This window comes from Tardibacter chloracetimidivorans (genome assembly GCF_001890385.1).
Taxonomy (GTDB): domain Bacteria; phylum Pseudomonadota; class Alphaproteobacteria; order Sphingomonadales; family Sphingomonadaceae; genus Tardibacter; species Tardibacter chloracetimidivorans.
In genome coordinates, this window is the sequence record NZ_CP018221.1 from 2,681,684 (window position 1) to 2,704,585 (window position 22,902).

24 protein-coding genes are annotated in these 22,902 nt (G+C 61.5%); 10 read left to right on the forward strand and 14 right to left on the reverse strand.

Translation table 11 applies throughout. From position 1 onward, the window contains the following. Positions 1-127: 127 nt before the first annotated feature. Positions 128-1,009: an MBL fold metallo-hydrolase gene (locus tag BSL82_RS13860; RefSeq protein ID WP_072597936.1), complete on the reverse strand. Its 882-nt coding sequence runs from the start codon at positions 1,007-1,009 to the stop codon at positions 128-130. Between the two features lie 87 nt (positions 1,010-1,096). On the opposite strand from BSL82_RS13860, the gene BSL82_RS13865 reads away from it, so the two are divergent. Continuing rightward, entirely contained in the window at positions 1,097-2,008 is a 912-nt protein-coding gene (locus tag BSL82_RS13865) for a LysR family transcriptional regulator (RefSeq protein ID WP_072597937.1), read from the forward strand. A gap of 19 nt (positions 2,009-2,027) precedes the next feature. Here BSL82_RS13865 and BSL82_RS13870 read toward each other — a convergent pair whose 3' ends face one another. Continuing rightward, entirely contained in the window at positions 2,028-3,074 is a 1,047-nt protein-coding gene (locus BSL82_RS13870) for an MBL fold metallo-hydrolase (RefSeq protein ID WP_226998473.1), read from the reverse strand. 374 nt (positions 3,075-3,448) lie between these two features. Between BSL82_RS13870 and BSL82_RS13875 the strand changes: the two genes are divergently transcribed. From BSL82_RS13875 to BSL82_RS13885, 3 genes are read left to right on the forward strand one after another with little or no spacing between them, the layout of a single operon-like run. Next, positions 3,449-4,717: a tyrosine-type recombinase/integrase gene (locus BSL82_RS13875; protein ID WP_072598796.1), complete on the forward strand. Its 1,269-nt coding sequence runs from the start codon at positions 3,449-3,451 to the stop codon at positions 4,715-4,717. A 55-nt stretch (positions 4,718-4,772) separates the two neighbouring features. After that, on the forward strand, positions 4,773-4,931 hold the full coding sequence (locus tag BSL82_RS13880) for a hypothetical protein (protein WP_226998474.1): 159 nt from the start codon (positions 4,773-4,775) through the stop codon (positions 4,929-4,931). Then, positions 4,922-5,245 carry a helix-turn-helix domain-containing transcriptional regulator gene (locus tag BSL82_RS13885; RefSeq protein WP_072597939.1) on the forward strand — a complete coding sequence of 108 codons (324 nt, stop codon included), beginning with the start codon at positions 4,922-4,924 and terminating at the stop codon, positions 5,243-5,245. The genes BSL82_RS13880 and BSL82_RS13885 overlap by 10 nt, the downstream gene beginning before the upstream one ends. A gap of 87 nt (positions 5,246-5,332) precedes the next feature. Here the strand turns inward: BSL82_RS13885 and BSL82_RS13890 are convergent, their stop codons facing one another. From BSL82_RS13890 to BSL82_RS13900, 3 genes are read right to left on the reverse strand one after another with little or no spacing between them, the layout of a single operon-like run. Then, positions 5,333-7,000, reverse strand: a complete 1,668-nt coding sequence (locus BSL82_RS13890; RefSeq protein WP_083579213.1) for a VRR-NUC domain-containing protein — start codon at positions 6,998-7,000, stop codon at positions 5,333-5,335. A 52-nt stretch (positions 7,001-7,052) separates the two neighbouring features. Beyond that, a complete protein-coding gene (locus tag BSL82_RS13895) occupies positions 7,053-8,285 on the reverse strand; it encodes a type II toxin-antitoxin system HipA family toxin (RefSeq protein ID WP_072597941.1) in 1,233 nt (410 codons plus the stop codon). Beyond that, a complete protein-coding gene (locus BSL82_RS13900) occupies positions 8,285-8,662 on the reverse strand; it encodes a helix-turn-helix domain-containing protein (RefSeq protein ID WP_072597942.1) in 378 nt (125 codons plus the stop codon). Before BSL82_RS13900 ends, BSL82_RS13895 begins: the two co-directional genes overlap by 1 nt. A 56-nt stretch (positions 8,663-8,718) precedes the next feature. Between BSL82_RS13900 and BSL82_RS13905 the strand changes: the two genes are divergently transcribed. Both BSL82_RS13905 and BSL82_RS20080 read left to right on the forward strand, forming a co-directional pair. Continuing rightward, positions 8,719-9,375: a plasmid partitioning protein RepB C-terminal domain-containing protein gene (locus BSL82_RS13905; protein WP_083579214.1), complete on the forward strand. Its 657-nt coding sequence runs from the start codon at positions 8,719-8,721 to the stop codon at positions 9,373-9,375. A 35-nt stretch (positions 9,376-9,410) separates the two neighbouring features. Continuing rightward, positions 9,411-10,168, forward strand: a protein-coding gene (locus BSL82_RS20080) for an IS5 family transposase (RefSeq protein ID WP_193408578.1) whose coding sequence is annotated in 2 segments (ribosomal slippage) — positions 9,411-9,744 and positions 9,744-10,168 — 759 coding nt in all. Because the reading frame shifts where the segments join, the coding sequence is not laid out codon by codon here. Positions 10,169-10,285: 117 nt separating this feature from the next. Here the strand turns inward: BSL82_RS20080 and BSL82_RS13920 are convergent. Continuing rightward, a complete protein-coding gene (locus tag BSL82_RS13920; protein WP_072597943.1) occupies positions 10,286-10,804 on the reverse strand; it encodes a VOC family protein in 519 nt (172 codons plus the stop codon). Between the two features lie 306 nt (positions 10,805-11,110). Here BSL82_RS13920 and BSL82_RS13925 point away from each other — a divergent pair, with 306 nt between their 5' ends. Genes BSL82_RS13925 through BSL82_RS13930 form a run of 3 tightly spaced genes read left to right on the forward strand, consistent with a single transcriptional unit; the run spans position 11,111 to position 14,477 of the window. After that, positions 11,111-13,546, forward strand: coding sequence for a TonB-dependent receptor (locus BSL82_RS13925; RefSeq protein ID WP_083579215.1), 2,436 nt, complete (start codon positions 11,111-11,113; stop codon positions 13,544-13,546). 24 nt (positions 13,547-13,570) lie between these two features. Beyond that, on the forward strand, positions 13,571-13,750 hold the full coding sequence (locus BSL82_RS21135; RefSeq protein ID WP_226998722.1) for a hypothetical protein: 180 nt from the start codon (positions 13,571-13,573) through the stop codon (positions 13,748-13,750). Beyond that, on the forward strand, positions 13,740-14,477 hold the full coding sequence (locus BSL82_RS13930) for a sugar phosphate isomerase/epimerase family protein (protein ID WP_237267707.1): 738 nt from the start codon (positions 13,740-13,742) through the stop codon (positions 14,475-14,477). Before BSL82_RS21135 ends, BSL82_RS13930 begins: the two co-directional genes overlap by 11 nt. 456 nt (positions 14,478-14,933) lie before the next feature. Here the strand turns inward: BSL82_RS13930 and BSL82_RS13935 are convergent, their stop codons facing one another. The 7 genes from BSL82_RS13935 to BSL82_RS13965 form a co-directional block, all read right to left on the reverse strand. After that, the gene (locus BSL82_RS13935) at positions 14,934-15,128 is read right to left on the reverse strand and encodes a response regulator (protein WP_072597946.1); all 195 of its coding nucleotides are present in this window, start codon (positions 15,126-15,128) and stop codon (positions 14,934-14,936) included. A gap of 346 nt (positions 15,129-15,474) precedes the next feature. Further along, positions 15,475-16,851: an NAD-dependent succinate-semialdehyde dehydrogenase gene (locus BSL82_RS13940; protein ID WP_072597947.1), complete on the reverse strand. Its 1,377-nt coding sequence runs from the start codon at positions 16,849-16,851 to the stop codon at positions 15,475-15,477. 23 nt (positions 16,852-16,874) lie between these two features. Then, complete coding sequence (gene hpaI, locus BSL82_RS13945) at positions 16,875-17,669, reverse strand: 4-hydroxy-2-oxoheptanedioate aldolase (protein ID WP_072597948.1); 795 nt, start codon at positions 17,667-17,669, stop codon at positions 16,875-16,877. A 23-nt stretch (positions 17,670-17,692) separates the two neighbouring features. Beyond that, complete coding sequence (hpaH, locus tag BSL82_RS13950) at positions 17,693-18,535, reverse strand: 2-oxo-hept-4-ene-1,7-dioate hydratase (RefSeq protein ID WP_083579216.1); 843 nt, start codon at positions 18,533-18,535, stop codon at positions 17,693-17,695. After that, a complete protein-coding gene (locus BSL82_RS13955; RefSeq protein WP_072597949.1) occupies positions 18,535-19,635 on the reverse strand; it encodes a cupin domain-containing protein in 1,101 nt (366 codons plus the stop codon). The genes hpaH and BSL82_RS13955 overlap by 1 nt, the downstream gene beginning before the upstream one ends. Positions 19,636-19,649: 14 nt before the next feature. Beyond that, positions 19,650-20,645, reverse strand: a complete 996-nt coding sequence (locus BSL82_RS13960) for an ornithine cyclodeaminase family protein (RefSeq protein WP_072597950.1) — start codon at positions 20,643-20,645, stop codon at positions 19,650-19,652. Further along, complete coding sequence (locus BSL82_RS13965) at positions 20,642-21,199, reverse strand: carboxymuconolactone decarboxylase family protein (protein WP_072597951.1); 558 nt, start codon at positions 21,197-21,199, stop codon at positions 20,642-20,644. Before BSL82_RS13965 ends, BSL82_RS13960 begins: the two co-directional genes overlap by 4 nt. Positions 21,200-21,298: 99 nt before the next feature. On the opposite strand from BSL82_RS13965, the gene BSL82_RS13970 reads away from it, so the two are divergent. After that, positions 21,299-22,228 carry a LysR substrate-binding domain-containing protein gene (locus BSL82_RS13970; protein ID WP_072597952.1) on the forward strand — a complete coding sequence of 310 codons (930 nt, stop codon included), beginning with the start codon at positions 21,299-21,301 and terminating at the stop codon, positions 22,226-22,228. Between the two features lie 61 nt (positions 22,229-22,289). Here the strand turns inward: BSL82_RS13970 and BSL82_RS13975 are convergent, their stop codons facing one another. Beyond that, a complete protein-coding gene (locus BSL82_RS13975) occupies positions 22,290-22,655 on the reverse strand; it encodes a TonB-dependent receptor plug domain-containing protein (RefSeq protein ID WP_072597953.1) in 366 nt (121 codons plus the stop codon). Positions 22,656-22,902 lie beyond the last annotated feature (247 nt).

Below are 22,902 nucleotides of genomic sequence, written 5' to 3' on the forward strand. Positions count from 1 at the left end.
CGCTCGATCGTTAGACGCACTCACAACGCATTCCCCTTGACGTTAAGGGTGCTGGATATGAGATATCATATCGTTACGTCAAGTTTCGAACTCGGGACGGCGTACTCGGCCCGGCCGGACGCGGACCTCACTCGCGTAGCGTCGAGAGGCGTTGGAGGGCGATGGGTCCCTGACTGTCCGCGAGCATCCATGATGCGTACTCACCCCAATCCGGGCGGTCGTCGGGCGACGGACCGTGGAGACGACGGGCTTCGGAGCGGATGTGCGTTATCGCAGCCCGAAAGGCCTGCATCTCTTCACGCGACCGCTCGGGGCCGTCCACAAACCCGTGTCCCGGGATATAGCGGTGGGCCTTGAGGTCGAGCGCGCGCTGCAGGGCGTCTTCCCACTCCTTTGGAAAGGCCGATCTCATCGGAGGGAACACCCGGTTCATGAAGACCTCGCTCATGAAGACCAGGTTCTGATCCGGAACGCGGACAACCAGATCCGACGCGGTGTGGGCCCTGCCGAGAAACAGTATATCCACGACCCGATCGCCCAGATCGATCGACTTGACCTCGCCGATCGCGCTCGGTCCGATCTTCACTTTTCGGCCGCCGCTCTTGATCTGGGACAGGCCGTCGGGATGGACCACAAGGACGGTGTCCGCGGGAAGCGCTCCGGTCCCACCCGTATGATCCTCGTGCACCGAACCGACCACCATCCACCGGACCGGCTTGTCGGTCACCGTGGCGACGGCCGCCAGCATCGCGCGGGTCGCGTCATTCGATTCCTGGCCGTCGGCGATCAGCACCCCGTCCGAGCCGACGACGATCATGGACACGGTCGTGAAGCCCGGCTTCCTGAGCGCCTCATAGGCGTAGACGCCTTCGCCCACCGGCACGAGCCGGGGAAAGTCGGCGATGCTCAGGCCTCGCTCCGCGGGAAAAGCGGTGCGGACCTGCGCGTGAGCCGGCGACGACAAGCTGACAAGCGCGGCGGCGAGGCTTAGGGTGAGAAGGCGAAACATCAGGAAAATATCCTTTGGTGAAGTTGTATCAGGCGGTAGCGACGGAGGCGCGGGGCGCCCTGGAAAGACCGGTCAGGCCGATGATCGATGAGTGAGCCGGACCTGGACATCGGACTCCTGCGGGCGTTCGCGGCCTTGTATGCCCAGCGGAACGTGACGCGGGCGGCCGAACAGCTGGGCATCGGCCAACCCGCCTTGTCCGCGCGGCTGACGCGGTTGCGCACCCTGTTCGGCGAAATGCTGTTCACGCCGTCGAGCACTGGCCGAGGCGTCGTCCCGACTGCGCGGGCGGATCAGCTCGATCCGCTCGTCCGCGACCTGATCACGCGACTGCACCGCCTTGGCGAGCCCGTGGCGTTCGACCCGACGACCAGCGAGCGCACCTTCAGACTGGCGCTCTACGAAAATCCCGCTGTCATGCTGATCCCGGATCTGGTTCGCAGACTTCAGTCGACAGGTCCGAACATCCGGATCGCGGTGGTCGCTCCGGACCCCGAGCGAATGTCCGAGGGCATGGAGGATGGCTCGATCGATATGTTCGTGGGGTCGGGAAGGGCGTCCAGCCTGTGGCTCAGCAGGACACTTTTCGAAGAGCATTTCGTCGTGGCCCAGCGCGCCGGCCATCCGCGAGGCCGAGGACCACTTAGTCTCGACGAATTTTGTGCGTTGGATCACGTCCTCATCTCCGCTGAAGGCGGCGGCTTCTCCGGTCTCGTTGATGACACTCTGGCCATGATGAACCGGCGCCGGCGGGTCACGGTGTCTGTGCAAACCTATGCGCTGGCGCCGCTGGTCGTCGCCAACAGCGACTGCCTGTGCACCCTACCGCGCCGCTTCCTGGCCAAATACGCAGCCGCCATAGAAATCATGGAGCCGCCGTTCGCGCTCGACGCCATGGGCCTCACGGCCTTCTGGCACCCCCGGCATCAGGACGACGAGGGCCATGGCTGGTTGCGAGGGCAAATCTTCGCCGCCGCCCAGGAGCAGGGGCGAAGCTGATCGCCGCCCCATGCTGCCTTCAGTCGCGATCGACATATTCGGCGGGAACCCAGGCGTAGCCCTCGCCATCGCGTCGCAGGTGACCGATCCCGGGAAAAGGCAGATGTGGCGCGGCGACAAGGGTGCGCTCCTGTGCGAAAAGGTCGAGCGCTTGCCGGCGCACGGCGCTCGCCTGATCCGGGACGAAGTCATAGACGATGGTCACCCCGGGGCGCGGAAGCTGGACGGCGCTCACGTGTACGGTGTCGCCGATGAAGACCATGGCAGCCGGGCCGCTGCGCACAGTGAAGAAGGCGGCCCCGGGCGTATGGCCGGGATGTATCGCCGCGGTAACGCCCGGCAGGATTTCCTCGCCGTCCTCGAAGGTCTTCAGCCGCCCCCGATTCAGATAGGGCCGAAGCGCCGTCTCTGCTTCGCTGAAGTAGCGCTCCGCGTAGCCTAGCCGTTCCGCGCCACGCGCGCCGAGAAAGAAATCCACGTCCGGCTTGCCGACGTGAATGACGGCGTTGGGGAATAAGGGACGCCCCTTGACGACAAGCCCGCCGGAATGGTCGGAGTGTACATGGGTGATCAGGACATGGCGGATCTGCGATGGTTCGACCCCGGCTACGGCCAGGCTGTCGACGAGCCGACCGCCATAACCCGGACCGAACACTTCGCCTGCCCCCGCATCGATCAGCACCAGGCCTTCACTCGTTTCGAGCAGAAACGCGTTGATGGACGCTTCGACGGGGTTTTTCAGGAATGCGCGATCAAGCAGATTGTCGACTTCCTTGGGCGTGATCCCCAGCAGCAACTCGTGGAGATCTTGCGGGACGGTACCGTCGGACAGTGCCGTGATGCGCAGGTCTCCCAGCCGGAATCGCTGGATGTCGCCCGCCTGAGCCGCAGTCGCAGAAGTGCGGTCGACCTGTTGAGCGGTAGCGGGCGTGGATGAGAGCGACAGGAGAAGGACGGCGGTGAAAGCCGCGGCGGTTCGGGTCATCTGGAAACTCTTCAATTGTTGAGAACAACAACTGGGGACATCCGCTTGAAGTTTGAAATCGAAACCAACGATGGCCGCCATCAGCCGGTTCGATCGCCTGGCAAAAGCCGGCCGATCCTGCTGCGCTTTTGTATAAATCGGACGGCGATGATGCGCGTCACGACGGTCTGACCGATGATGGCGGGATGTTTTTTGGAGAGGTAGTCGGAAGGCTTTTAAGCCCTGGAAAAACTGGAGCGGGCGAAGGGATTCGAACCCTCGACCCCAACCTTGGCAATCCGATTCTAACCTTACGCCACAGTTTTCTGTTATACCATTTTCTACGCTATTTCAAATAGATATTGATTTTCTTCTTCGCCGCCATATCCTGCAATTCGCCACGAAACGGCGTATTCTGGAGACAATATGGAGACAAAAGCGGCTCTCTGGCGCTTTGTCTCCAAATGGAGGCGGCAATGCCGACAGCCAAGCTGAACAAGCGCACGATCGATGCGCTCAAGCCCCCTGCTGAAAAGCAGTTCGTCCTGTGGGATAATGAAATACGCGGGTTCGGTATTCGGGTGCTGCCATCGGGGCTCAAGACGTTCATTATCCAGTATCGGAACGCCGAAGGCATCAAGCGCCGCGTTAATCTTGGCCGCTTCGGCGTGCTGACGGTGGACCAGGCGCGCGATCTCGCGAAAATCAAACTCGGAGCGGTGGCATCCGGGGAAGATCCGGCCGAAGACGCGCGTCGCGCGCGCAACGAGATGAACGTCTCTGAGCTATGCGAATGGTATTTGACCGAAGCGCGCGCAGGCAGGATTCTCGGTCGCCGCAACCGGCCGATCAAGGAGTCATCGCTTGCGATGGATGAGAGCCGGATTCGGACCCACATCAACCCACTGATCGGCAAGCGCATTGCCCGCCATCTGACGATTGCCGATGTCGAAGCGATGCAGGACGATGTAGCGAAGGGAAAGACCGGAAAGCCTCGCACCGGCGGTCGCGGCGGCAAGGCAACCGGCGGCCGCGGGGTCGCTGCGCGCTGCCTAACCACGATCCAGGCGATCCTGGGGCATGCAAAGCATAAGGGCTTGCTCGCCGAGCACCCGACAAAGGGGGCCAAGAAGCTCGCCGGAAACAAGCGAACACGGCGCCTCAGCGTCGCCGAGATCGAAACGCTGGGTAAAGCGATGGTCTACGCAGAACAACAGGGCGTCAGTCCGACCGGGATTGCCGTGATCCGTCTGCTGCTTCTAACCGGCTATCGCCGCGAAGAAGGCCAAGCCATGCAGCGGGAATGGGTCAATCCGATGGGAGGGTTCGTCGCCTTTCCCGACACCAAGACCGGCGAGCAGGTCCGGGCGATCGGGCCGGAAGCGATCAAGGTGATCGTGGCGCAGCCCCGGATCGCCGGCAATCCCTATGTGTTTGCGGCAACGACGGGCGATGGCCCCTTCACGGCTGTAAGCGCCTGCCTGCAGCGCGTTTGCGGTTTTGCCGGAATCACGGGCGTCACGCCCCACGTCCTGCGGCACACCTTTGCCAGCATTGCCGCCGAACTCGGTTTCTCGGAACTGACGATCCGCGCGATGCTGGGACACGCCTCGCAGAACGTGACGCAGGATTACATCCACGTCGATGAAGCGCTGAAACTGGCCGTGCGACGCACGTCCGACGAGATTGCCAAGTTGCTCGCCCAGGGCGCCGCCAAGCTCGACCGGCTGCGGCTCGTGGCCTGAGCGACAATGGGAGCTGGACAAATGGTAACATATACGTTACCTGAAAGGCTGTGAGTTGATCGTACAGGAGTATATCCGCGAGGATGGGGCCTGCCCGTTCCGATCCTGGTTCGATGATCTCGATTCTCAGGCCGGGGCCAAGGTTGCGACAGCGATTGTCAGGCTGGAACTGGGCAATCTGTCGAACATGCCAAGAATAGCGACATGGTGCTGACACGGGATTTCAAGGAAACGGTAAAGGAGCGCGCCGCGCGCGATCCCGCTTTCGCCAAGGCCATGCTTGACGAGGCTGCGACGGCCTTCCTCAATGGCGAGCCGCATGTCGCGCGGCTGATCCTACGTGACCTGGTGAACGCATCGGTTGGTTTTGAAGCTTTGGCGGCCGAGACCAACCGGCCAAGCAAGAGCCTCCACCGTATGCTGTCGGAAAAAGGCAATCCGAGCATGGACAATCTCGCGGCCATTTTTGGAGCGGTGCGCAAGCGCCTTGGCGTGGCGATCGAGGCGCATGCAGTGGAGTCCGCCTGACCCGCGCATCACAACTGCGCCAATTCCGCGATCCGTAGCCTGCATCTCGGCTGAGCACGTCAAGCACCCTTTGCGCGATCGCCAACCTTACAGCGGTCTGATTTCAGCCAGCGCGACATCAAATCCGAGCGGCAGCAAGAGAGTGGAGATCAGCCGTGCCTGCTTTGCATGCATGGAATCCCCCGGAGCCTTTACCTCGATGAACCTGACTGTCGTCTCTTTCCAAAGTGTCAGGTCGGGCCAGCCCGCGCGTAAATCATAGGGCGCGGTGGCAAAAATTTCGGCAATTTGTGCCAGCCGCCTGGTGCCCAGACTTTCATAGAGACCGAGCACATGCTCTCTGCGGACCGCAGGATAGAATGCCGGCGTATCGCCGGCCGTCGCCGCGATGACCCTCCAGTTGGCTTCGATCTGACTTCGGGTCGACTTTGAAATGCAGTCGATCATCCTAGCCGGATCGAAACGGTCTTCGACGAACGCAACGTTCTGCGCATACAGCGCTTCGACGAACGTGTCGGCGTTGCGGTCTGCCAAGGGTTTGAAGGACGCGGCCTTGATGAGAGTCAGAATAAGCCCGTCTTCCGCTGCTACACCTTCCCAGCCTTCGGCACGATAATGTTCGAGGGCAGCAACTTCGACCGCAGTCATGGCGCCGGAAGGCTGCATTCGCCATTCCTTGTTCAAGCCCTGCTCCAGCATGACCACTTCATGCTCTATACCCAGTCTTTCGGCCTGTTTTTCGAAGCGGCTGACCTTGGCAGTTCGAGCCTTCTTACTGACTGGCGATGTAGACCGCTGCAACTTGCCCAAGCGTCTCGACACGCCGACCTGCGGATCGATTGCGAGCGCCTGTTCGTATGAAGCGATTGCCTCATCAACTTCACCGGCCTGTTCGTGCATTTCTCCGCGCAATCGCAGGGCCTTCGCCTGAGACCAGATGTCATCGCTCTCGGCCACCACATCCAATCCCGCGAAAATCGCTGTTCGTAAATCGTGCGTCAGGCTGTGCCCTACTCCTTCAAGGACCGAGCGAATAACACCGAGGTCGCCGGCGGCGATGCGTGTCCTTTGCCAGCCTTCGCGGTCCACCATCTTACCGTCGAAACCATAAGCGACGCGGTCCTTTCCCTCTTTGCTCAGATAGATCCGCTCGTTGACGCTATCGAATTCATAGCCATCGGCCCAGCCGGTCTCCTGTTCCCAGCTCGTAATCTCCTCACCCTTTTCGAGGTCGAGCAGAAAGTAGCGGCAACTGTCCGGGCTGCCCGGAGCATTGGCAGTCTGACAGATCGCGAACCGACCATCATCAGACAGGCCGGAACTTGCCATGTTGGCAGAAAATTCCCGTTCCAGGAGTTTCCGTCCGTCCACCCCGAACGCCAGAAGTCGCGCTTTCAGTCCGTCGCCGAACATCCAGTCGCTCAGAATGAATGTGCCATCGTCCGCGACATGACCGTCCTGCGGACGTTCGAGCCGCCCTTTAGCCAGCAGCGCACCGCTGTCTGTCAGTAATGACCACGTTCCATGTCCCTCATAGCGATGGCCGCCAATGGTCCCTTCGGGATTTCGGTCCTGCCAGATCAGATGATATTGTCCATTCGAGGACGCGGCATGGGGGCCAAAGAAGTCGAGCGCCGGAATACGCACGAGGCCATGACTGAAGGGTTCGATTTCGAGACGGCGCATCCCTTCTGGTCTTCGCGTCTTGTCGTTGTCGGCGTCGTCTCCTAGCAATCGTTGTAGGAACCTCTTCATGGAGCTTGCCTTCCTGACGGGCGTTCACCGAATTCACGCCGCCGGTCCTGCATCAAAGTGTCAGCGCCGCATCGGATTGATCATGTACAAAGGCTGGTTCATAATCCTTAGCCAGAGCGCCGGATACACCCACCTCGCGCAGTGCGTCGCGCCAGCCGTCGGCAATCTTGTACGCCATTTCCCGGATCGTCTGGCGCGCATCCTCTTCTGCTATCTCGAAGAACGGGGCGGCTTCGAGCGCAAGGTCGATCGATCGGTCATGCACTCCACCTTCCATGATCGCCGTTTCCAGATGCGGATTGCGGTCGGGAGCCGGATTAACGTCGAAGACCGGCGATAGCCGCCATTGTCCGTTCCCCACATAGAGAAAACCGTGGTTCTTGAGATGGTCATCCTTGTTCGAGACCAGGATCGTGAAAATGAGACGCCGATAGAGTTCCTCGAAATCCGCTTGTGGATTTGCTGAATGGCCACGCATGAAATCGATGATCTCAGTATACGAGCCGTAATCGGTTCCGGTCTTGCCGAGCGCTGTTCGCGCCGAGATATAAGGAATACGCGCGCTTCCGCGCCGATCAAAACGTTCGATCAGCGCCACTGGAAAGGGCGAATCTTCGAGCTCCAGCCTGACATTTGGCGTCCGGATGCCGCAGTCATGCGCGAGCCGGAGCGTGGCAACTTCGACACGCTCGATCGGCCGCTGGTCGTGAACCGAAGTGAACTTGGCCATCCAGAGAGCGTCCCCGTCACGAACATTGGCCTTGGGCCGGGCACCGCCTGATCCGCCTGCACCGGCCAGCGCCTGCATCTCTTCCGCCGAGATTTCCTTGCCCTGTTCATAGGCCCGGGCGATCGCCGTGATGCTTTCGAGTTCGACCAAACGCGGCACGGCATCGGGCGCGTTGCCCCTGATGATTTCTCCATCGGCATCGAGAAAGCGCAAGGCGCCCTGCCGGCACATGTCGTCGCTTAGCGTGAGATATTCGAACTCGGAGAGGCCATTGCCATAAGCGCGTTCGAGGAGGCGACGCCCCCAGTCATCCGGCGCGGCATCCGAGAACACACCCGGCAGCGCGTCGCGCATGTGGCCCGGTCTGCCGGACGTGTGAAACGGACCTCCTTCGAGCGGCAGTGCTGGCTCGATCGCGAAGGCTTGCGGATTGCCGCTCCATTCCTGATCGTAGGTAAAGGTCGAAAACTGACGCGGCCCAGTTTGCGTGAAGCGCAATTGTCCGACCGGCGTCAGGCTCTCGCCAAGCGCGACCTGTGCGGAAAAATCGGCCATCAGAATGCCACGCCGTTCTGATCGGTGTCGTTACTCTCGTTCTCGAGAGACTGGTTTTTCCGCGAGCCGGCACGCCGGGTGCCAGCTGACGACTTGCCCCGGTGGGGCAACCGTTGGGCATCGAGCGCCATTCCAAGCTCGTCTTTGCGGACTTCGACCAGATCGGCCAGCCGGTCGGTAAGACCAAACACCACCAGAACGTCACTGAGCGTGCCTATGCCGACGCCAGGATCTCCTTTCTCCAGGCGGGCTATGGTACTTGGCGAAGTGCCCGCGCGCACGGCCAGATCGGCCACAGAGATGCCTCTGCGCAAGCGCGCGCTGCGCAGATCTCTGCCAAGCCGCTTAAGGGCGTTACCTGATTTGGGCGAGCTCATAACAATCATCCATATATGACGATAAATAACTCTCAATCGTTCATATATGATGAATTATGGATCCAATCAAGCAGGGCGGCCTTCAACTCATCGCGTCCGAACAACATGCACGAATTTCAAACACGTTCTGGGTGGCCTTCACCTACAACAAGCGCGTCAATCGGCTGGCGGTGATCCAGGAGCACTACATGATCGTCCGCGCTCTGGAGCGTGGCGTTTCGGAGGAAAAACTCGCTCGTGCTCTCGATGTCGACACCAAAGTCATCAGGCAGCGTCGGCACCTACTCAATGGAATCAGCTGGGACGTGGCCGAACTGCTCAAGGACAAGCCGGTCGGGCATGTGGCGTTTCAGAAGCTGCGCAAGATGAAGGCGATCCGTCAGCTCGAAGTCGCCGAACTCATGATCTCGGCGAACAACTTCACATCATCTTACGCCAGAGCGCTTCTCGCGACCACGAAATCGGACGACCTTCACAAGCCGGAACGGCACGCAATGGCGACTGGCCTGTCTCCCGAGCAGATGGAACGACTCGAACGCGAAATGGCGGAACTCAACACCGACTACAAGGAACTGGAAACGTCATATGGCGACGACATGCTTGTTCTGGTTGTCGCTTCAGGATTTCTGGAGCGCATGCTGTCCAAACCCGAGATCGAACGTTTCCTAGGGTCCAAACTCAATCAGCCTCTTGAAAATCGTTGGTCTCATTGATTCAAGGCGTTTTCGCTGAAGAGGAGGCCTTGGGGATGTCGCGTTCGTTGTTCTGGCTATCGGATGAAGCGTGGACAGCAATCGAGCTCCACTTGCCCAAGAACCAGCCAGGAGCACGACGTGTTGATGACCGGCGGGTGATCTCCGGCATCGTTCACATGCTCAAGTGCGGCGGTCGCTGGGCAGATTGCCCCGCCGAATACGGGCCGGCGACGACGGTCTACAACCGATGGAACAGGTGGAGCCGGCGGGGCATCTGGACACGCATCCTGGCTGCACTGACCGAAGAAGGCTGGATCGCCGAGACCGGGCAGATCGATAGCAGCTACATCAAGGCTCACCGTAGCGCCGGTGGGGCAAAGGGGGGGCGCGAGCCAATGCCATTGGGATCTCGCGTGGCGGCCGGACAACAAAGATCCACGCCCTTGTCGACGTCCTCGGACGGCCGCTTCGTCTCGTCCTGACGCCCGGCAACACATCGGACGTGAAGGGCGCCGACCTGCTCATCAACGAAACAGCGGGAATGAAGCGGGTGATCGCCGACCGCGGCTACGACGCCAATCGCATTAGGACCATCCTGCGCGAACAGGGCACGACCCCGGTGATCCCCGGCCGCCGCAACCGCAAGCGCCCGATCCAATATGACAAACGCCGCTACAAAGATCGCTGGCGGGTCGAGGCTATGTTCTGCCGCCTCAAGGATTTCCGCCGGATCGCTACTCGCTACGACAAGCTTGCACGAAACTTCCTCTCAGCCGTAAGCCTCGCTGCCGCTGTGGCTTTCTGGCTCTGATTGAGTCTCAACCCTAGGCCACCGCAAAAGAAAAGGCGAACCCCTCGTTCGGGGGGTTCGCCCAGGCCAAATCATCAGGGAAGAGGCGCGCCGCGTCGAAGTCGGGGCGCTGTACGGTCATTCGCCCGGATCGTTCCAGACCGTGTAATTCAGCGCCTGCAAATCCGGAAAGAAATCCCCACCATACGATGAGCCGACCGGAATGCTGCCTGCCTTTTCATAGCCTTCGTGGCAATATAGTTCGAACAAATTGCCCGAAGGATCGCGAAAATACATAAGCGCCTCGGTGCGAAAGCGCGTCCAGATATCATGAGTTGGGATGCCATAGTAGTCGAGGCGATCCTTGAGCACGTCCATCATGCCTGGGGGCACGTCGAAGGCCAGATGGGGATACTCCTCGGGGCGTAATGGCTCCCAGTCCTGGGGCATTTCGGCAAGCCCAAGCTGAAACCCGCCAGGCATCTGCATGAAGGTGAAGTTGTCGGCATCGGCTGATACGATCAGTTCCGCGCCGAAAATCCGGTTCCAGAAGCGAAAGCCTTCGGCCCGATCGCGGACCGGCAGAGCCACATGATTCACGCCCGAGATACTAGCTTGCTGCTCGCGAACGCGCTCGACGGTGACGGTGTCGTTCATCGGTCACTCCTCTCGACTGTTGGGGCATGGCTCCGCGTGTGATGCCAAGAGCGACGCCCAAATTTCTATACAGATATCTCCTAGAGCGCGCCCAAAATGCCAAATATAAATGGATATGTCCATATTTTTAATGATTATGTTCATTTTATATGGACAGGTATCAGAATTTTCGCCATCTTGGGATGGCAGATGAGCGCCCGGTCCGACCGTCTTCCGGACGTCAAACGACGCTGCTGTTGGGGGCGGTCCTGTCCGCGCAATGAAACGAACGAAATGTCAGGATAAGCAAAGCAGGGAGGATCTGAAGTGAAATATAGCAGTATAGCTGTGCTCGGCGCGTGTGTGGGCGCAACAATAGTCGCTGACTCTGCATATGCGCAGGATGTCGCGGCTCCTCAGGCGACTTCGGGCAGTGAAAATAGTGAAGATAGCGGGGGTATCGCCGATATCGTCGTGACCGCGCAAAAGCGTTCGGAAAATATTCAGAGGGTCGGGATCGCGATTCAGGCGTTTACGTCCGACAGACTGGAGCAGTTGGGCATCCGAAGCAGCACCGCGATCGGCGAGTTTACGCCAGGCGTCTCGATTTCCGGGAGCGTCGGCGGTCAGAACCAAAATGTATCCATCCGCGGTGTAACCCAGAATGACTATAGTGATGTCGTGGAATCACCCAATGCGGTGTATTTCGATGACGGCTATCTGCCCTTTCAGGGCGCACAGAATTTCGCCCTGCTCGATATCGAACGGATCGAAGTGCAGAAGGGACCGCAAGGGACGCTGTTTGGTCGCAATGCGACGGGCGGCCTCGTCCAGTATATTTCCCGCAAACCCAGTTTCGATGATTTCTCCGGTTTTGTCGATGTGCAGGCCGGTGTTCTCGACAGCCCTACCAACCCGTTGCGCTATACGGTTGAAGCCGCGGTCGGTGGTCCCCTGTCAGACAAGATGGCTTTTCGCGTCGCCGGTAAGTTCGAAAAACAGGACCCCTATCTCATCAATAAATATCCTCTCGGTCAGACGCTGGGTCCGGTCAGCGGCGATGGCGCAGATCTGGGTAACGACCGCACCTATTCGTTGCGCGCCATTCTGGCCTTTCGCCCGTCGGAGAATTTCAGCAGCCAGTTGACCGGCTTCATCTCGCGCCGGCGGATGTCGACGGCGCCCTTTGAGCAGGGGCAAACAATTGCGGTGCTCGATGGCAATGGCACATGGATTGACACGTTAAAGGCCGGGGCTGATGAAACCCGCCTGTCGATCGGCCCGGGCGGTGTCGATGCCGGCTGGGACCCGCAAAATACTGGGATATTCACGCCCGGCCCGCCGCGCCCTCTGCCGGGCGGCGACTATTTCGGTTACAAGGAACCCAGCAAAAATTTCGTCATTTCCAGCGCCCATGCCTTTTCCGATCCCGGCTATGTCCGCCTTTCGGGGATCGACATGAAAAATGTCCTGGAGATTTCGAGTGATGTGACGCTGACGTCGGTATCAGACTATAAGGCGATCCAGAAGCGCGATCACACCAATGCTACCGGCGGTCCGGTGGGACTGACCTATCAAAGCTCCGCGACCGATTCCTGGGCATTCTCCCAAGAAGCGAGGCTGAACGGCCAATCGGGCACCTTCAACTGGCAGGCTGGCCTTTATTATTTGCACGTACATAACATTTCGTCGGGCGCACTGGGCATCGGGCTTGCTGCGCAGTCGGTCAACTCGCTCTCGCGCCAGATCACCAATTCCTTTTCGGGCTTTGGTCAGGCCGACTGGACTTTTGCCCACAACTGGAAAATTATTGCCGGTGCGCGGTACACGCGTGAGAAAAAGAGCGTCGTGTTCCAGCAAGCCTTGTACGCACAGACAAATGAACTGTACTTTCCCCTTCGTGTCGGCGATCCAGGCTTCATTGCCAATATCGGGCCAAACCTTGATGGATCGGCCTATATTGACAGGACCAGCGAGCCTTTGTGGACCGGCAAGCTGCAGCTGGAATATGCACCGACCAGTGACATACTGATCTATGCCGGTGTCAACCGCGGCGTAAAGGCGGGCGGGTTCAACGCCCAGTTGCCCGGCGGCATCCGGACCCCGGTGGCCTTGACGCCCTACAAGGCGGAAGTGCTCGTAAATTATGAAGGCGGTTTCAAATCATCCTGGCTCAACAACCGGTTGCGCGTGAATGCTTCCGTTTTTCATTATGACTACAAGAATTATCAGGCGTTCCTGTTTGCAGGCGTTGGCGGCATTGTCATCAACAACGATGCCAAGATTACCGGCGGGGAACTGACGGTCGAGGCTCGGCCGATGCGCGGGTTGAATATCGTTGCCGGTGCGTCCTACACCCATGCGCGGGTCTATGACGTTCCAACCGATGTGACCTATTCCGTGATCCGTAGTTCGGTCCAGCCATCGTATACGCCACCTTGGCGCACGAGCCTGTCGGCGCGCTACACCCACAGGTTCCTGGGTGGCACGCTGTCCGAAACTGCGACCATGACCTATCGCGATGCCATGTTCTTCTCGATCCGCAATTTTTCGGCGATAAAGGACAAGAGCCGTTCGAAATTCGGCGTGGGTCTCGATTGGTTGGACCCGACGGAGAAGTGGACCATCGGCTTTAACATCGAAAATCTGACGAACGAGCGGATCAAGACGACGATCTTCGACGTGACTTCGATTTGCGGTTGCACGGTGGACAGCTATGAACTGCCACGCACCTTTAGTCTGCGGATGAGATACAGTTTTTGATGGTAGGCTGATTCGGTTGTACACATGCGGGGCCTCGCCATTGATCCGGTCGCAAGCCCCATTTTTCTCGGGACGCTGAAAGAAACGGCAGATGACGAGGATGATGTGGTCCGGGACGGTGCGCGCGCTGCCCTTTCGCGAACAAGTAAAGGCGGCGCGCGTCGCTGGATGTACGGCGCTATCGATCTCGCCAATGAGCTATGATCTCTGGCGGGCGGCGGGCATTTCGACTCGAGACATGCTGGCTATGGCTGCGGATGAAGGCGTCAGGGTCACTCATCTGGACCCGATCACCCGGTGGCATGACAACTGGCTGCCGGATAATATGGACCCGCAACTGTGCCCGCTTGGCGTTATCGGCTATGATGTGGATGATTTCTTTCGGATCGCCGACGCGCTGGAAGTGGACACGATCAGTGCGATGGTGACGGGCGAAGCTGGCCGTAGTGACCTGGATCGGATGACCGAGGATTTTGCTGCGCTATGTGACCGGGCCGGGCGCATGGGGCTGCGCTGTGACCTTGAATTCGTTCCGATGTGGGCACTGCCCGATCTCGAGTCGGCCTGGTACGTGCTCGACAATGCCGACCGAGCGAATAGCGGGTTGACCTTTGATCTGTGGCATTATTTGCGTGGCAATCCCGATCCCGAGTTGCTTTCGTCCATACCCGGTAACAAGATCGCCTCCGTGCAATTAACTGATGGACTTGCCCAGCCGTTTGGGAACGATCTGCTTGTCGACTGTCTGATGCACCGCGCTCTTCCGGGGAAAGGCGCCTTGCCGATTCGGGCGGTCCTGGGGCAACTTGGCGCTATCGGGGCGCTCGACAATATCGTGGGCTTCGAAGTATTTTCCTCGGCGATGGACAGTCTCGATGCGCAGGCTCTCGGCGAAGCGTGCAGAAATTCCCTTGCTGATTTAGATGTTTGATTGTTGATTGCCACTGCGGGTTGACACGGGATTCCCACCGAAAAATGACCCGCCTGATTTTATGTTTCGGATGTCATTGCTAGGTCAAGATGCCGATCTCTCCTTTCTTGGACTGGCCTGCTTGGGCGAGCTGCGGGCAAACTTCCCAACGTGATCCGGACCCGATCATTCAATTTACGTCAAGTTGATCTCCGGCGGAGCGAATCAACATTCAGGGTGGCGCCGTAGATCGAGCAGTCAATAGACGTTTATCAATGATCATGGTCGACGCTCAGTGTGGGCGCTGACGATCTTCACATATGTGATGCACTCCCGGGGAAATCGATGAGATTCTGCAGCGCGGACAGAATGTCCCTTGGGACGAACGCCTTTCCAGGAGCATGCTGTTCGAAACGCCGTGAGCACTCCATTCGTCGGCAGCATGACCGGTCACGTAGAGGATGGGGAGATCGGGATTCAGGCCCCTTGCCTGGCGGCGACTTGCCAGCCTTCGCAATGGCCCGGCAGGCGAATGTCGGTTACTAGGGTCGCAAGCGTATCCGCGTGATTGTCCAGCGCCACGATCGCCTCATCACTGGTCTCCGCAACGACCACGGAGTAGCCGGCGTCCTCCAGCTCGTCTTGCAGATAGCGCAGAATAAGCGCTTCCACGACAGAAACTTTGGGGGAGCGATGCCCATCACCATGGGCTTGGGGCTGTCCGCCCGTCTGCGATCAACTGGAATCTCGCTCCTGACATCGTTCACGCAGACGAGGCGCGAGCCAGGCCGCTTTGCCACGCCGACATCTATGACGATCATAACCCGGCGATCGTCCTGCGTGATTGCACCGCGAGTAGCTGCGCGACACACTATTGGCGAGCTGCCGGTCGATATGCGCCCCAGCGGTGAACGGCGGCAGCGGACCGCCATCGGCGCGGCGGAACTCCCAGGCACTTATGCCGGCTGCCTGACGTTCGACGGCAGTAACCGCCCCATCGATATGTTCGGCTTGTCATTCATCGCCGAACCCAGCGCAGCTGCGCGTTGCAGAACTCGCGCAAGCCGAAATGCGAGAGTTCGCGGCCATAGCCGCTGCGCTTCACGCCGCCGATCGGAACGCGCGGGTCGGAAACTGACATGCCGTTGACGAAGACCGCGCCGGCCTCGATCCGCCGCGCCAGTCGATCGGCGGCTTCGACATCAGCGGTCCACAAGGCCGCCGACAGGCCGAAGTCGCTGTTATTGGCGATGTGTACCGCGTCCTCGGCGTCCTTGGCGGCCATGATCGCGGCGACAGGTCCAAACGTTTCTTCGGCGCAGATGGGCATGTCGGGGGTAACGTCGATAAGGACCGTGGGCGGGTAATAGGCTCCCGGCCCATCCGGGATCTCACCGCCGAGCAACACCCGAGCGCCCATCGCCACGCTGCGGCAGACCTGGTCATGCACATCGGATCGCGCGCGCACCCGCGCCATCGGACCGATACGTGTCGCCGGATCGAGCGGATCGCCCGTGAGGATGCCGCGCGCCGCCTCGACGAACCGCGTGACGAACACATCCATGATCGGGGCCTCGACGATGATCCGCTTCGCCGCGATGCACACCTGTCCGCAATTCTGGAACCGCGCCTCGACGGCAGCGGCGACGGCAAGATCGAGATCAGCATCGGCGAGCACGATGAAGGGATCGGACCCGCCCAGCTCGAGTAGCGACTTCTTGATATGGCGCCCGGCCTCCGCGGCCAGCGAGGCACCCGCGGCGACGCCCGCGGTGACGCTGACGCCGACGATGCGCCGGTCGGCGAGCAGGCCAGTGACCAGCGCGCGATCGGCGTGGACGACGCCGAACAGACCCTCGGGAAAAGCCGCCGCCCGGAAACATTCGCCGAGCGCCAAGGCGCTGCCCTGAACATTTTCGGCATGCTTAAGCAGGAAGCCGTTGCCCGCGCAAATGATCGGCACGGCTGCGCGCAGCACCTGCCAGAGCGGGAAGTTCCACGGCATCACGCCCAGCACCACGCCTAGCGGGAGGTAACTGATCACCGCCGTGCCGTCGCCGCCGACATCGGGCGTCTCGTCGGCCAGCAGATCGGGAAGATTCTCGGCATACCAGCGCGCCAGTCGCGCGCATTTGTCGACCTCCGCGCCTGCTGCGGTGATCGGCTTGCCCATTTCGAGTGTGATGAGCCGGGCGAGCGTTTCGCGGCGCGCCTCGAGCGTATCAGCCAGGCGGAGAAAGGCCTCTGCGCGCCGCCCGACGCTGCTCGTCCGCCAATCGGCGAATGCGGTGCTGGCCGCCGCCAGGACCCGCTCGAGCGAGGCCCCGTCGAGCGCGGGGTGGCGCGCGATTTCCTCGCCGGTGGCGGGATTGATCGAGATGGCCTCGGTCCGCATGGTGATCGGCCTTCCAACCTTGCTCAATAGACGCTGGGGGCGGCGGCGGTGCTGGCGGGCGCGTCGCGGAAGCTCGCGGCCAGCGCCTCTGCCCCACGCGCGAGCAGGGTCACATCAGTGCCGACCGCGACGAAGCTGGCGCCGAGCGCGAGATAGCGACGCGCCGCCTGTTGGTGAGCGATCAGCATGCCCACTGGCTTCCCGGCGCCACGCACGACGGCGATACCGTTTTCTATCATCGCCTGCACCTCGGGGTGCATTGGATCGCCAAGATGGCCCAGATCGGCGGCGAGGTCGGACGGCCCGATGAACACCCCATCGACACCGTCGACGCGCGCGATCACATCGATGGCGGTGAGCGCCGCGCGGCTTTCGACCTGGACGAGCAAGCAGATTTCATCGGCCGCGCGTTGCAGATAGCCGGAGGTCCGATTCCAGCGGCTGGCCCGGCCGATCGCGGAGCCCACGCCGCGCACGCCATCAGGCGGGTAGCGGGTGGCGCGAACCATTGTCGCCGCGGCTTCAGCATTCTCGATCATCGGTACCAGCAGCGTCCGCGCGCCCAGGTCGAGATATTGCTTCACCAAGACGGGGTCGCCGACCGGCAGCCGCACGATCGGCTCGACTGAATAGGCAGCGGCAGCCTGCAACTGCGCCAGTACCGATCGGAGGTCGTTCGGTGCGTGCTCGCCGTCGATCAGCAACCAGTCGAAGCCGGCGCCGGCGCAGATCTCACAGCAATAAGGGGAAGCCAGAGCCTGCCAGAGGCCGATTTGCGCGCGACCTTCGCCGATCGCCTGTTTGAAGGGATTGTGCATGACGTCCCGATCCTAGCCCGGTCTCAAAGGAAGCAGCAGGAAACGCGGCCGAAGCCGCCGAAATCCCCTATGAAGCGGCTCCCCGGGGGAGCCTCGACGGGGCGGATGAACGAACCGGACAGGACGATCTGGCCTGCCTCAATGCGATCGCCATAGGCCGCCAGCCGTTCTACGAGCCAGACGAGCGATTGCAGCGGATCGCCGAGCACGCCGGCGCCAAGGCCGGTTTCCTCCACCTCGTTGTTACGCGACACCACTGCGCCAACGAAGCGCAGATCGAGCCCGGCGAGGTCGCGCACCGGCTCACCCATGACGATGCCGCCGTTGGCCGCGTTGTCTGCGATCGTGTCGCATACGGTGCGCGGCCGGCCATTGTGCGGATCCAGTCGCGTAATGCGCGTATCCAGGATCTCCAGCGCGGGTGCGACATAATCGGTCGCGGCGAGGATCGCCTCGGCCGACGCGCGGGCTGGGTCGATCGTCTCCTTCATGACAAAGGCGATCTCGGCCTCGACCCGCGGTTGGATGAAACGCCCGGCCGGAATGTCGGCGCCGTTCGCGAAAGCCATGCTGCCCAGCAGCACGCCCGAATCGGGAATGTCGATCGAAAGCGCGGCCTGCATCGCCTTTGAGGTGAGGCCAATCTTCCAGCCGATCGCCGGATCGCCGGCCGCCCGCTTCATCCGCACCCATGCCGCCTGGACGGCATAGGCGTCGTCCATCGTCATGCCCGGATAGGTCTCGCTGAGCAGGCGGATCTGGCTGCGGTCGCGCTCGGCCGCCGCCAGAGCGTTGGCCGCATCGGCGATCGCCGCATCGTCGAGCGTGACGCCGCCGAAGTCGTCGATGCGGCGCGTCTGCGCCATCAGCCCGCCACCGTGGCGCGATTGGTGGCAAAGCCCTCCTCAGCCCCCAGCAGCGCCGGCGGCTCCTTCAGACTTTCCTGCCACAGCAGCGATTCCATCGCGATGTTGAGCGGCTGATCCTGAATGGTCAGCTCATATACCGGCTCGTCGTAGCTGGCATGGTTGTGGATGGCCCAGCCGGGTGCCGACAGCATCAGGTCTCCGGCCTTCCATTCATAGGTCTTCCCTTCGACGGTAGAGCGGCCTGAGCCCGAAAAATAATAGTTCACCGCCGCGGACGAATGGCGGTGCGGGCGATCGACGATCTTGGGAGGGCGCACCGTCATCGTCGCGAAGAAGTTCGGCGTCGTGCCGTTGGTGCGGCCGGTCATCGGGTTGTAGAGTAGGTACAGGCGGCGGCCGATATAGTCCTTCCCCAGCGCCTCGAGCTTGTCGAGGTGCTCCTTCACCTGTTCCCAAGGCCAATAGAGCGCCGGGCTCGTGACCGAGGGCGGATTGATCAACCGCTCATAGGGCATCAGCCAGGCGCCTTCCTCGGTGAGCTGGAAAGTGCCATATGGGCTGGTGCGGCGATTGTCCTCGGCCTCGCCCTCGCCACCTTCCTCGCGGTCGATGGACTTCAACATCGGCAGGGGGTTTTCCTCGACGACATGAATGTTGAGCATGTCGAGCAGCGCGCCGTTGGAATAAGTGAGCCGCGCATAAACTTGTTCGCTGTTATTCTTGTGACGATAGATCCGCATCGACGGCGTGTTCCATACGTCGTGGAGCGCGGTAACACGGCGCTGACCGCTGATCTCGGTCTCGCCCTCACCGCGGATGACGAAATTCACCTGCGTCGAATTCTGCCGGAAGGTCGCCGTCTCCTCGCCCGGCAGCAGGACGTCGAGCGCGACTTCGATGCCGGGGGCGAGGCCATTTGAGCGGCGGTTCATCGGATGGCGGAAATAGGAGCGGCGCCGGCCATTGGCCGGCTGCGGAAGCGCGGCGAGGCGCGAAATCTCGGCATCGATCACCTCCTTGGAGATGACGATAGGCTCCCAGGGAGCTTCCTTTTCCGGGATCGGGCCGGTGGCATCGACGAATACGCTGCTGCTCATAGCGAAAGGTCCTTCTATTGGTCCAGCGTCAGGCGCGGCGCGTGGCGAATGATCGGGGGAATGGGGCGGCCGAGCCCGGCCTCGCGGGCCCGCCGGAAAATCTCGATGCCGAGCGACAGATCGGAAATGCCCATTCCCATCGCCTTGAAGACGGTCAGATCGGCATCGGCCGGCCTTACGCTGTTGCTAGCGACCAGCGCGGACAGCGGCCGGAGCCGCGCCCATTGCGCTGCGTCGTCACCGAACGCTGTGATGAATTCCTGGCTGAGCTTGCGCACTTGGGGAACGGAGTCCGCGCCGGTGACGGTGGCGCGTTCGAGCAGGGAGGGCTCGAACTCCACACGCTCGGGCGTGATCGCACCGACAGCGTTCAAGTGCACGCCGCGTGCAAGCATGTCGCGCGTGATGACCGGCTCGCGCGCCCGCGTGACCAGAGTGACGACGTCTGCGGCGTCCAGCGCCTCGTCGAGCGTTTGGGTGGCGATCGCCTCGATGCCCAGCTTCTGCTCGACCTTGGCGGCAAGCGCCTCCCGGTGGGCCGCGGTCGGACTCCAAATGGTGACGCGATCGAGCCGCCGAACCGCCGCCACCGCAGCAATCTGGGTGATGCTCTGCTTGCCCGCGCCGACCATCGCGAGGCGCGACGCATCGGAGCGGGCCATCACGTCGGTGCCGACGCCGCTGATTCCGCCGGTGCGCATCTGGCCGAGCGCGAACGCCTCGATCAATGCGACGATCGCACCGGTGCCGGCGTCCAGCAACACCAAGAGCGGCATCGCACCGCCTGCCGTGTGTGCCCAGGTTTTCGTGCCGACGATGTTCCAGCCCTGGAATACTGCGCCGATTGCGTGCAGGGTCGAGCCATTCGCCCAGGTCGCATGCGTCTTCACCATATTGGTCGCGCGGCTTGCGGCCTCCTCGCGAAGCCCGGCGCGCAAGGCGTCGATCGCCTCGGGCAACGCCATTAGCGAGACGACCTCGGCCTCGGAAATCCAGATCCCCTGGGTCAAGCGCCAGCCACCTCGAAAATCGACGGCACTGGCGGCGCCAGTTCCAGCCCGTTCACGATCATCGCATGGGTAATGTAGCGGCCGACCAGGAACATGACGGCGATCGTCTGTTCAGGGCCGATCGCATCTATCAACGCTTCCCGCTCCTCCGAAACGCCCCTGCCGCCGCGCTCGACCATCGCAACGACGAGACGCTGAACGGCACGCTCCGCATCTGAAAGATGAGGGGCGCTCTGCGGCGAGAGCTGCTCGACCGCCGCCACCCATTCCTCGCCGAAGCCCAGCTTCTTCGCCAGTCGCTCATGCTGATGAAGCTCGTAGCGGTTGTCGAGCAGTGTCGCGATGGTCAGCGCGCCGGTTTCGGTCAGGCGGTCTGGCAGCGCCTTCTTCAGCGCCTCGGTCATCTCCATGAAGGGAGCCAGCACATCGGGCTGTGCGCCAGCGCATTTGAAGAACTCACCCAGATAGCCGAGCCGCTCGACGCGAGCACGAAGCACATCCTGGACGCGCGGCGCCAACGCATCGAATTCCAACCGTGCAATGCGGTCGCTCATATCGCCGAAGGCTCCTTGTCGTTGAACTGACTGTCGGACGGATGGCGATTCGACTGAAATACATTATACGACCGATGGTGATACCAAGGAGATATAGCGATGGACCTTCGGCAGATGCGGTACGTCATCGCGGTCGCGGAGGAACTAAACTTCACGCGTGCCGCGCGCCGGTGCAACATCTCCCAGCCGCCTCTCAGTCGGGCGATTCGCGAGCTGGAGAACGAGATCGGCGCGCGTCTGTTTGATCGCGACAAGCACCACGTTGCGCTCACGCCTGCGGGCAAGGTGTTCATCGCCGACGCGCGCAAGGCGCTGGAGATATTGGACGACGGATCGGCACGCGCGCACCGCTTCGCCGAGGGGCTGAGCGGGACGCTCGATATCGGCTTCGGCGGATCGACGGTCTATGCGCTGGTCCCCGCGCTGGTGCGACGCTTCCGCGAAACAACTCCGGAAGTCGAGATCGTTTTCCACGCCATGTCAGTGCTTCATCAGATCGAGGCGCTGCGCTTGGGTGAGATCGATGTCGGCATCGTACGGCTGCCGATTTTTGACGAATTGATCGAGACGCGCTTCGTGCACAGCGAGCCCCTGATCGTGGCACTGCCGGTCGGCCATCCCCTGCTTTCGGATAGTGGCGCCATCGGAATCGATGCTCTGCGTGCGAGCCCGTTCGTCGCCTATCAGCCGACGCGCGGCTTTAACGTCCATGCGGACCTGCACGCACTTTGCCGGCTGGCGGGATTCGACCCGATGATCGCGCACGAGGCTCCCACAACCGAGGCCGTGATCGGCATCGTCGCGTGCGGCGAGGGCGTCGCGATAGTCCCGGCCTCGGCCGAGCGGCTGCGGATGCGGGGCGTGGCCTTTCGTTCGCTGCAGCCGCCGCCGCAGGCGCCGGACCTCGCCGACGTTCGTTTCGGCCTTGCGTGGCGGCGGAACCAGGCGAACGCGACGACGATGCAGTTCGTCGAAACGGTTACCGCCGCGCTTCCCGTGACCGAGGAGCGCGGCGGTCGAGGTGCCTGAGAGGCTCTCCGAGTACCTTCGGAACGGCACGGCGCTGCCCGACGATGTGACTGGGCCTCCGTCAGAAGTTGAGGCGGATCGTTCCCTTCACGCCGTCGATATAGGTCGCGATACTCGATTCATCACCGACCACGCCGCCGCTGCCCACTCGGCGAATGACCGGTTGGTTCACGCCGGCGTTGCGGCTTCCGACCAGGCTTGGGACGACCTGGGTCAGCTGGTGGGTATCGAGCACGCCCCTCGCCTGGAGCCCCTCGCCCGAAACGGCGGTGACCGTGACCGGAATCTTTTGGAGACGTTCTTCGCAGCGCGTCGCAGTTACCACGATGTCGGCGATGCCGCTCTCACTCGCCTGAGCGGAAGTGGCGGGCGCCGGCGCATCCCCGGTTTCGGCGGTCGGGGAGGTGGCTTGCCGATGGATCGGCAACGCGCGGCACGGTTTGCGCCATCGCGGGCATGCTGATCGACCCGCACCGCACCGCGACGGACATTAACGCCTTCAAATATTCGCACTATTATGAACATGCCCAGATTTATGGAAAGCGGGCGCGTCCATATAAGGAGATGACTTCTTGGGATGCCGCTGGATCTGGCCCTGTACCGGGGGCCGCTCGTCGCCCCGGAGGAGCGGAGCTGGACCTTGTTCGTGATGCCCTGACCAGATGCGACAGACG

Bases quoted from the DNA above. Each gene is read 5' to 3' on its own strand.
- BSL82_RS13890 (WP_083579213.1), bottom strand. From the start codon at position 7,000: ATGAAGAGGTTCCTACAACGATTGCTAGGAGACGACGCCGACAACGAC.
- BSL82_RS13940 (WP_072597947.1), bottom strand. From the start codon at position 16,851: ATGCGGACCGAGGCCATCTCGATCAATCCCGCCACCGGCGAGGAAATC.
- BSL82_RS21135 (WP_226998722.1), top strand. From the start codon at position 13,571: ATGCGGGGCCTCGCCATTGATCCGGTCGCAAGCCCCATTTTTCTCGGG.
- BSL82_RS13920 (WP_072597943.1), bottom strand. From the start codon at position 10,804: ATGAACGACACCGTCACCGTCGAGCGCGTTCGCGAGCAGCAAGCTAGT.
- hpaI (WP_072597948.1), bottom strand. From the start codon at position 17,669: ATGCACAATCCCTTCAAACAGGCGATCGGCGAAGGTCGCGCGCAAATC.
- hpaH (WP_083579216.1), bottom strand. From the start codon at position 18,535: ATGGCGCAGACGCGCCGCATCGACGACTTCGGCGGCGTCACGCTCGAC.
- BSL82_RS13900 (WP_072597942.1), bottom strand. From the start codon at position 8,662: ATGAGCTCGCCCAAATCAGGTAACGCCCTTAAGCGGCTTGGCAGAGAT.
- BSL82_RS13860 (WP_072597936.1), bottom strand. From the start codon at position 1,009: ATGTTTCGCCTTCTCACCCTAAGCCTCGCCGCCGCGCTTGTCAGCTTG.
- BSL82_RS13870 (WP_226998473.1), bottom strand. From the start codon at position 3,074: ATGGCGGCCATCGTTGGTTTCGATTTCAAACTTCAAGCGGATGTCCCC.
- BSL82_RS13970 (WP_072597952.1), top strand. From the start codon at position 21,299: ATGGACCTTCGGCAGATGCGGTACGTCATCGCGGTCGCGGAGGAACTA.
- BSL82_RS13865 (WP_072597937.1), top strand. From the start codon at position 1,097: ATGAGTGAGCCGGACCTGGACATCGGACTCCTGCGGGCGTTCGCGGCC.
- BSL82_RS13885 (WP_072597939.1), top strand. From the start codon at position 4,922: ATGGTGCTGACACGGGATTTCAAGGAAACGGTAAAGGAGCGCGCCGCG.
- BSL82_RS13930 (WP_237267707.1), top strand. From the start codon at position 13,740: ATGAGCTATGATCTCTGGCGGGCGGCGGGCATTTCGACTCGAGACATG.
- BSL82_RS13905 (WP_083579214.1), top strand. From the start codon at position 8,719: ATGGATCCAATCAAGCAGGGCGGCCTTCAACTCATCGCGTCCGAACAA.
- BSL82_RS13875 (WP_072598796.1), top strand. From the start codon at position 3,449: ATGCCGACAGCCAAGCTGAACAAGCGCACGATCGATGCGCTCAAGCCC.
- BSL82_RS13965 (WP_072597951.1), bottom strand. From the start codon at position 21,199: ATGAGCGACCGCATTGCACGGTTGGAATTCGATGCGTTGGCGCCGCGC.
- BSL82_RS13955 (WP_072597949.1), bottom strand. From the start codon at position 19,635: ATGAGCAGCAGCGTATTCGTCGATGCCACCGGCCCGATCCCGGAAAAG.
- BSL82_RS13895 (WP_072597941.1), bottom strand. From the start codon at position 8,285: ATGGCCGATTTTTCCGCACAGGTCGCGCTTGGCGAGAGCCTGACGCCG.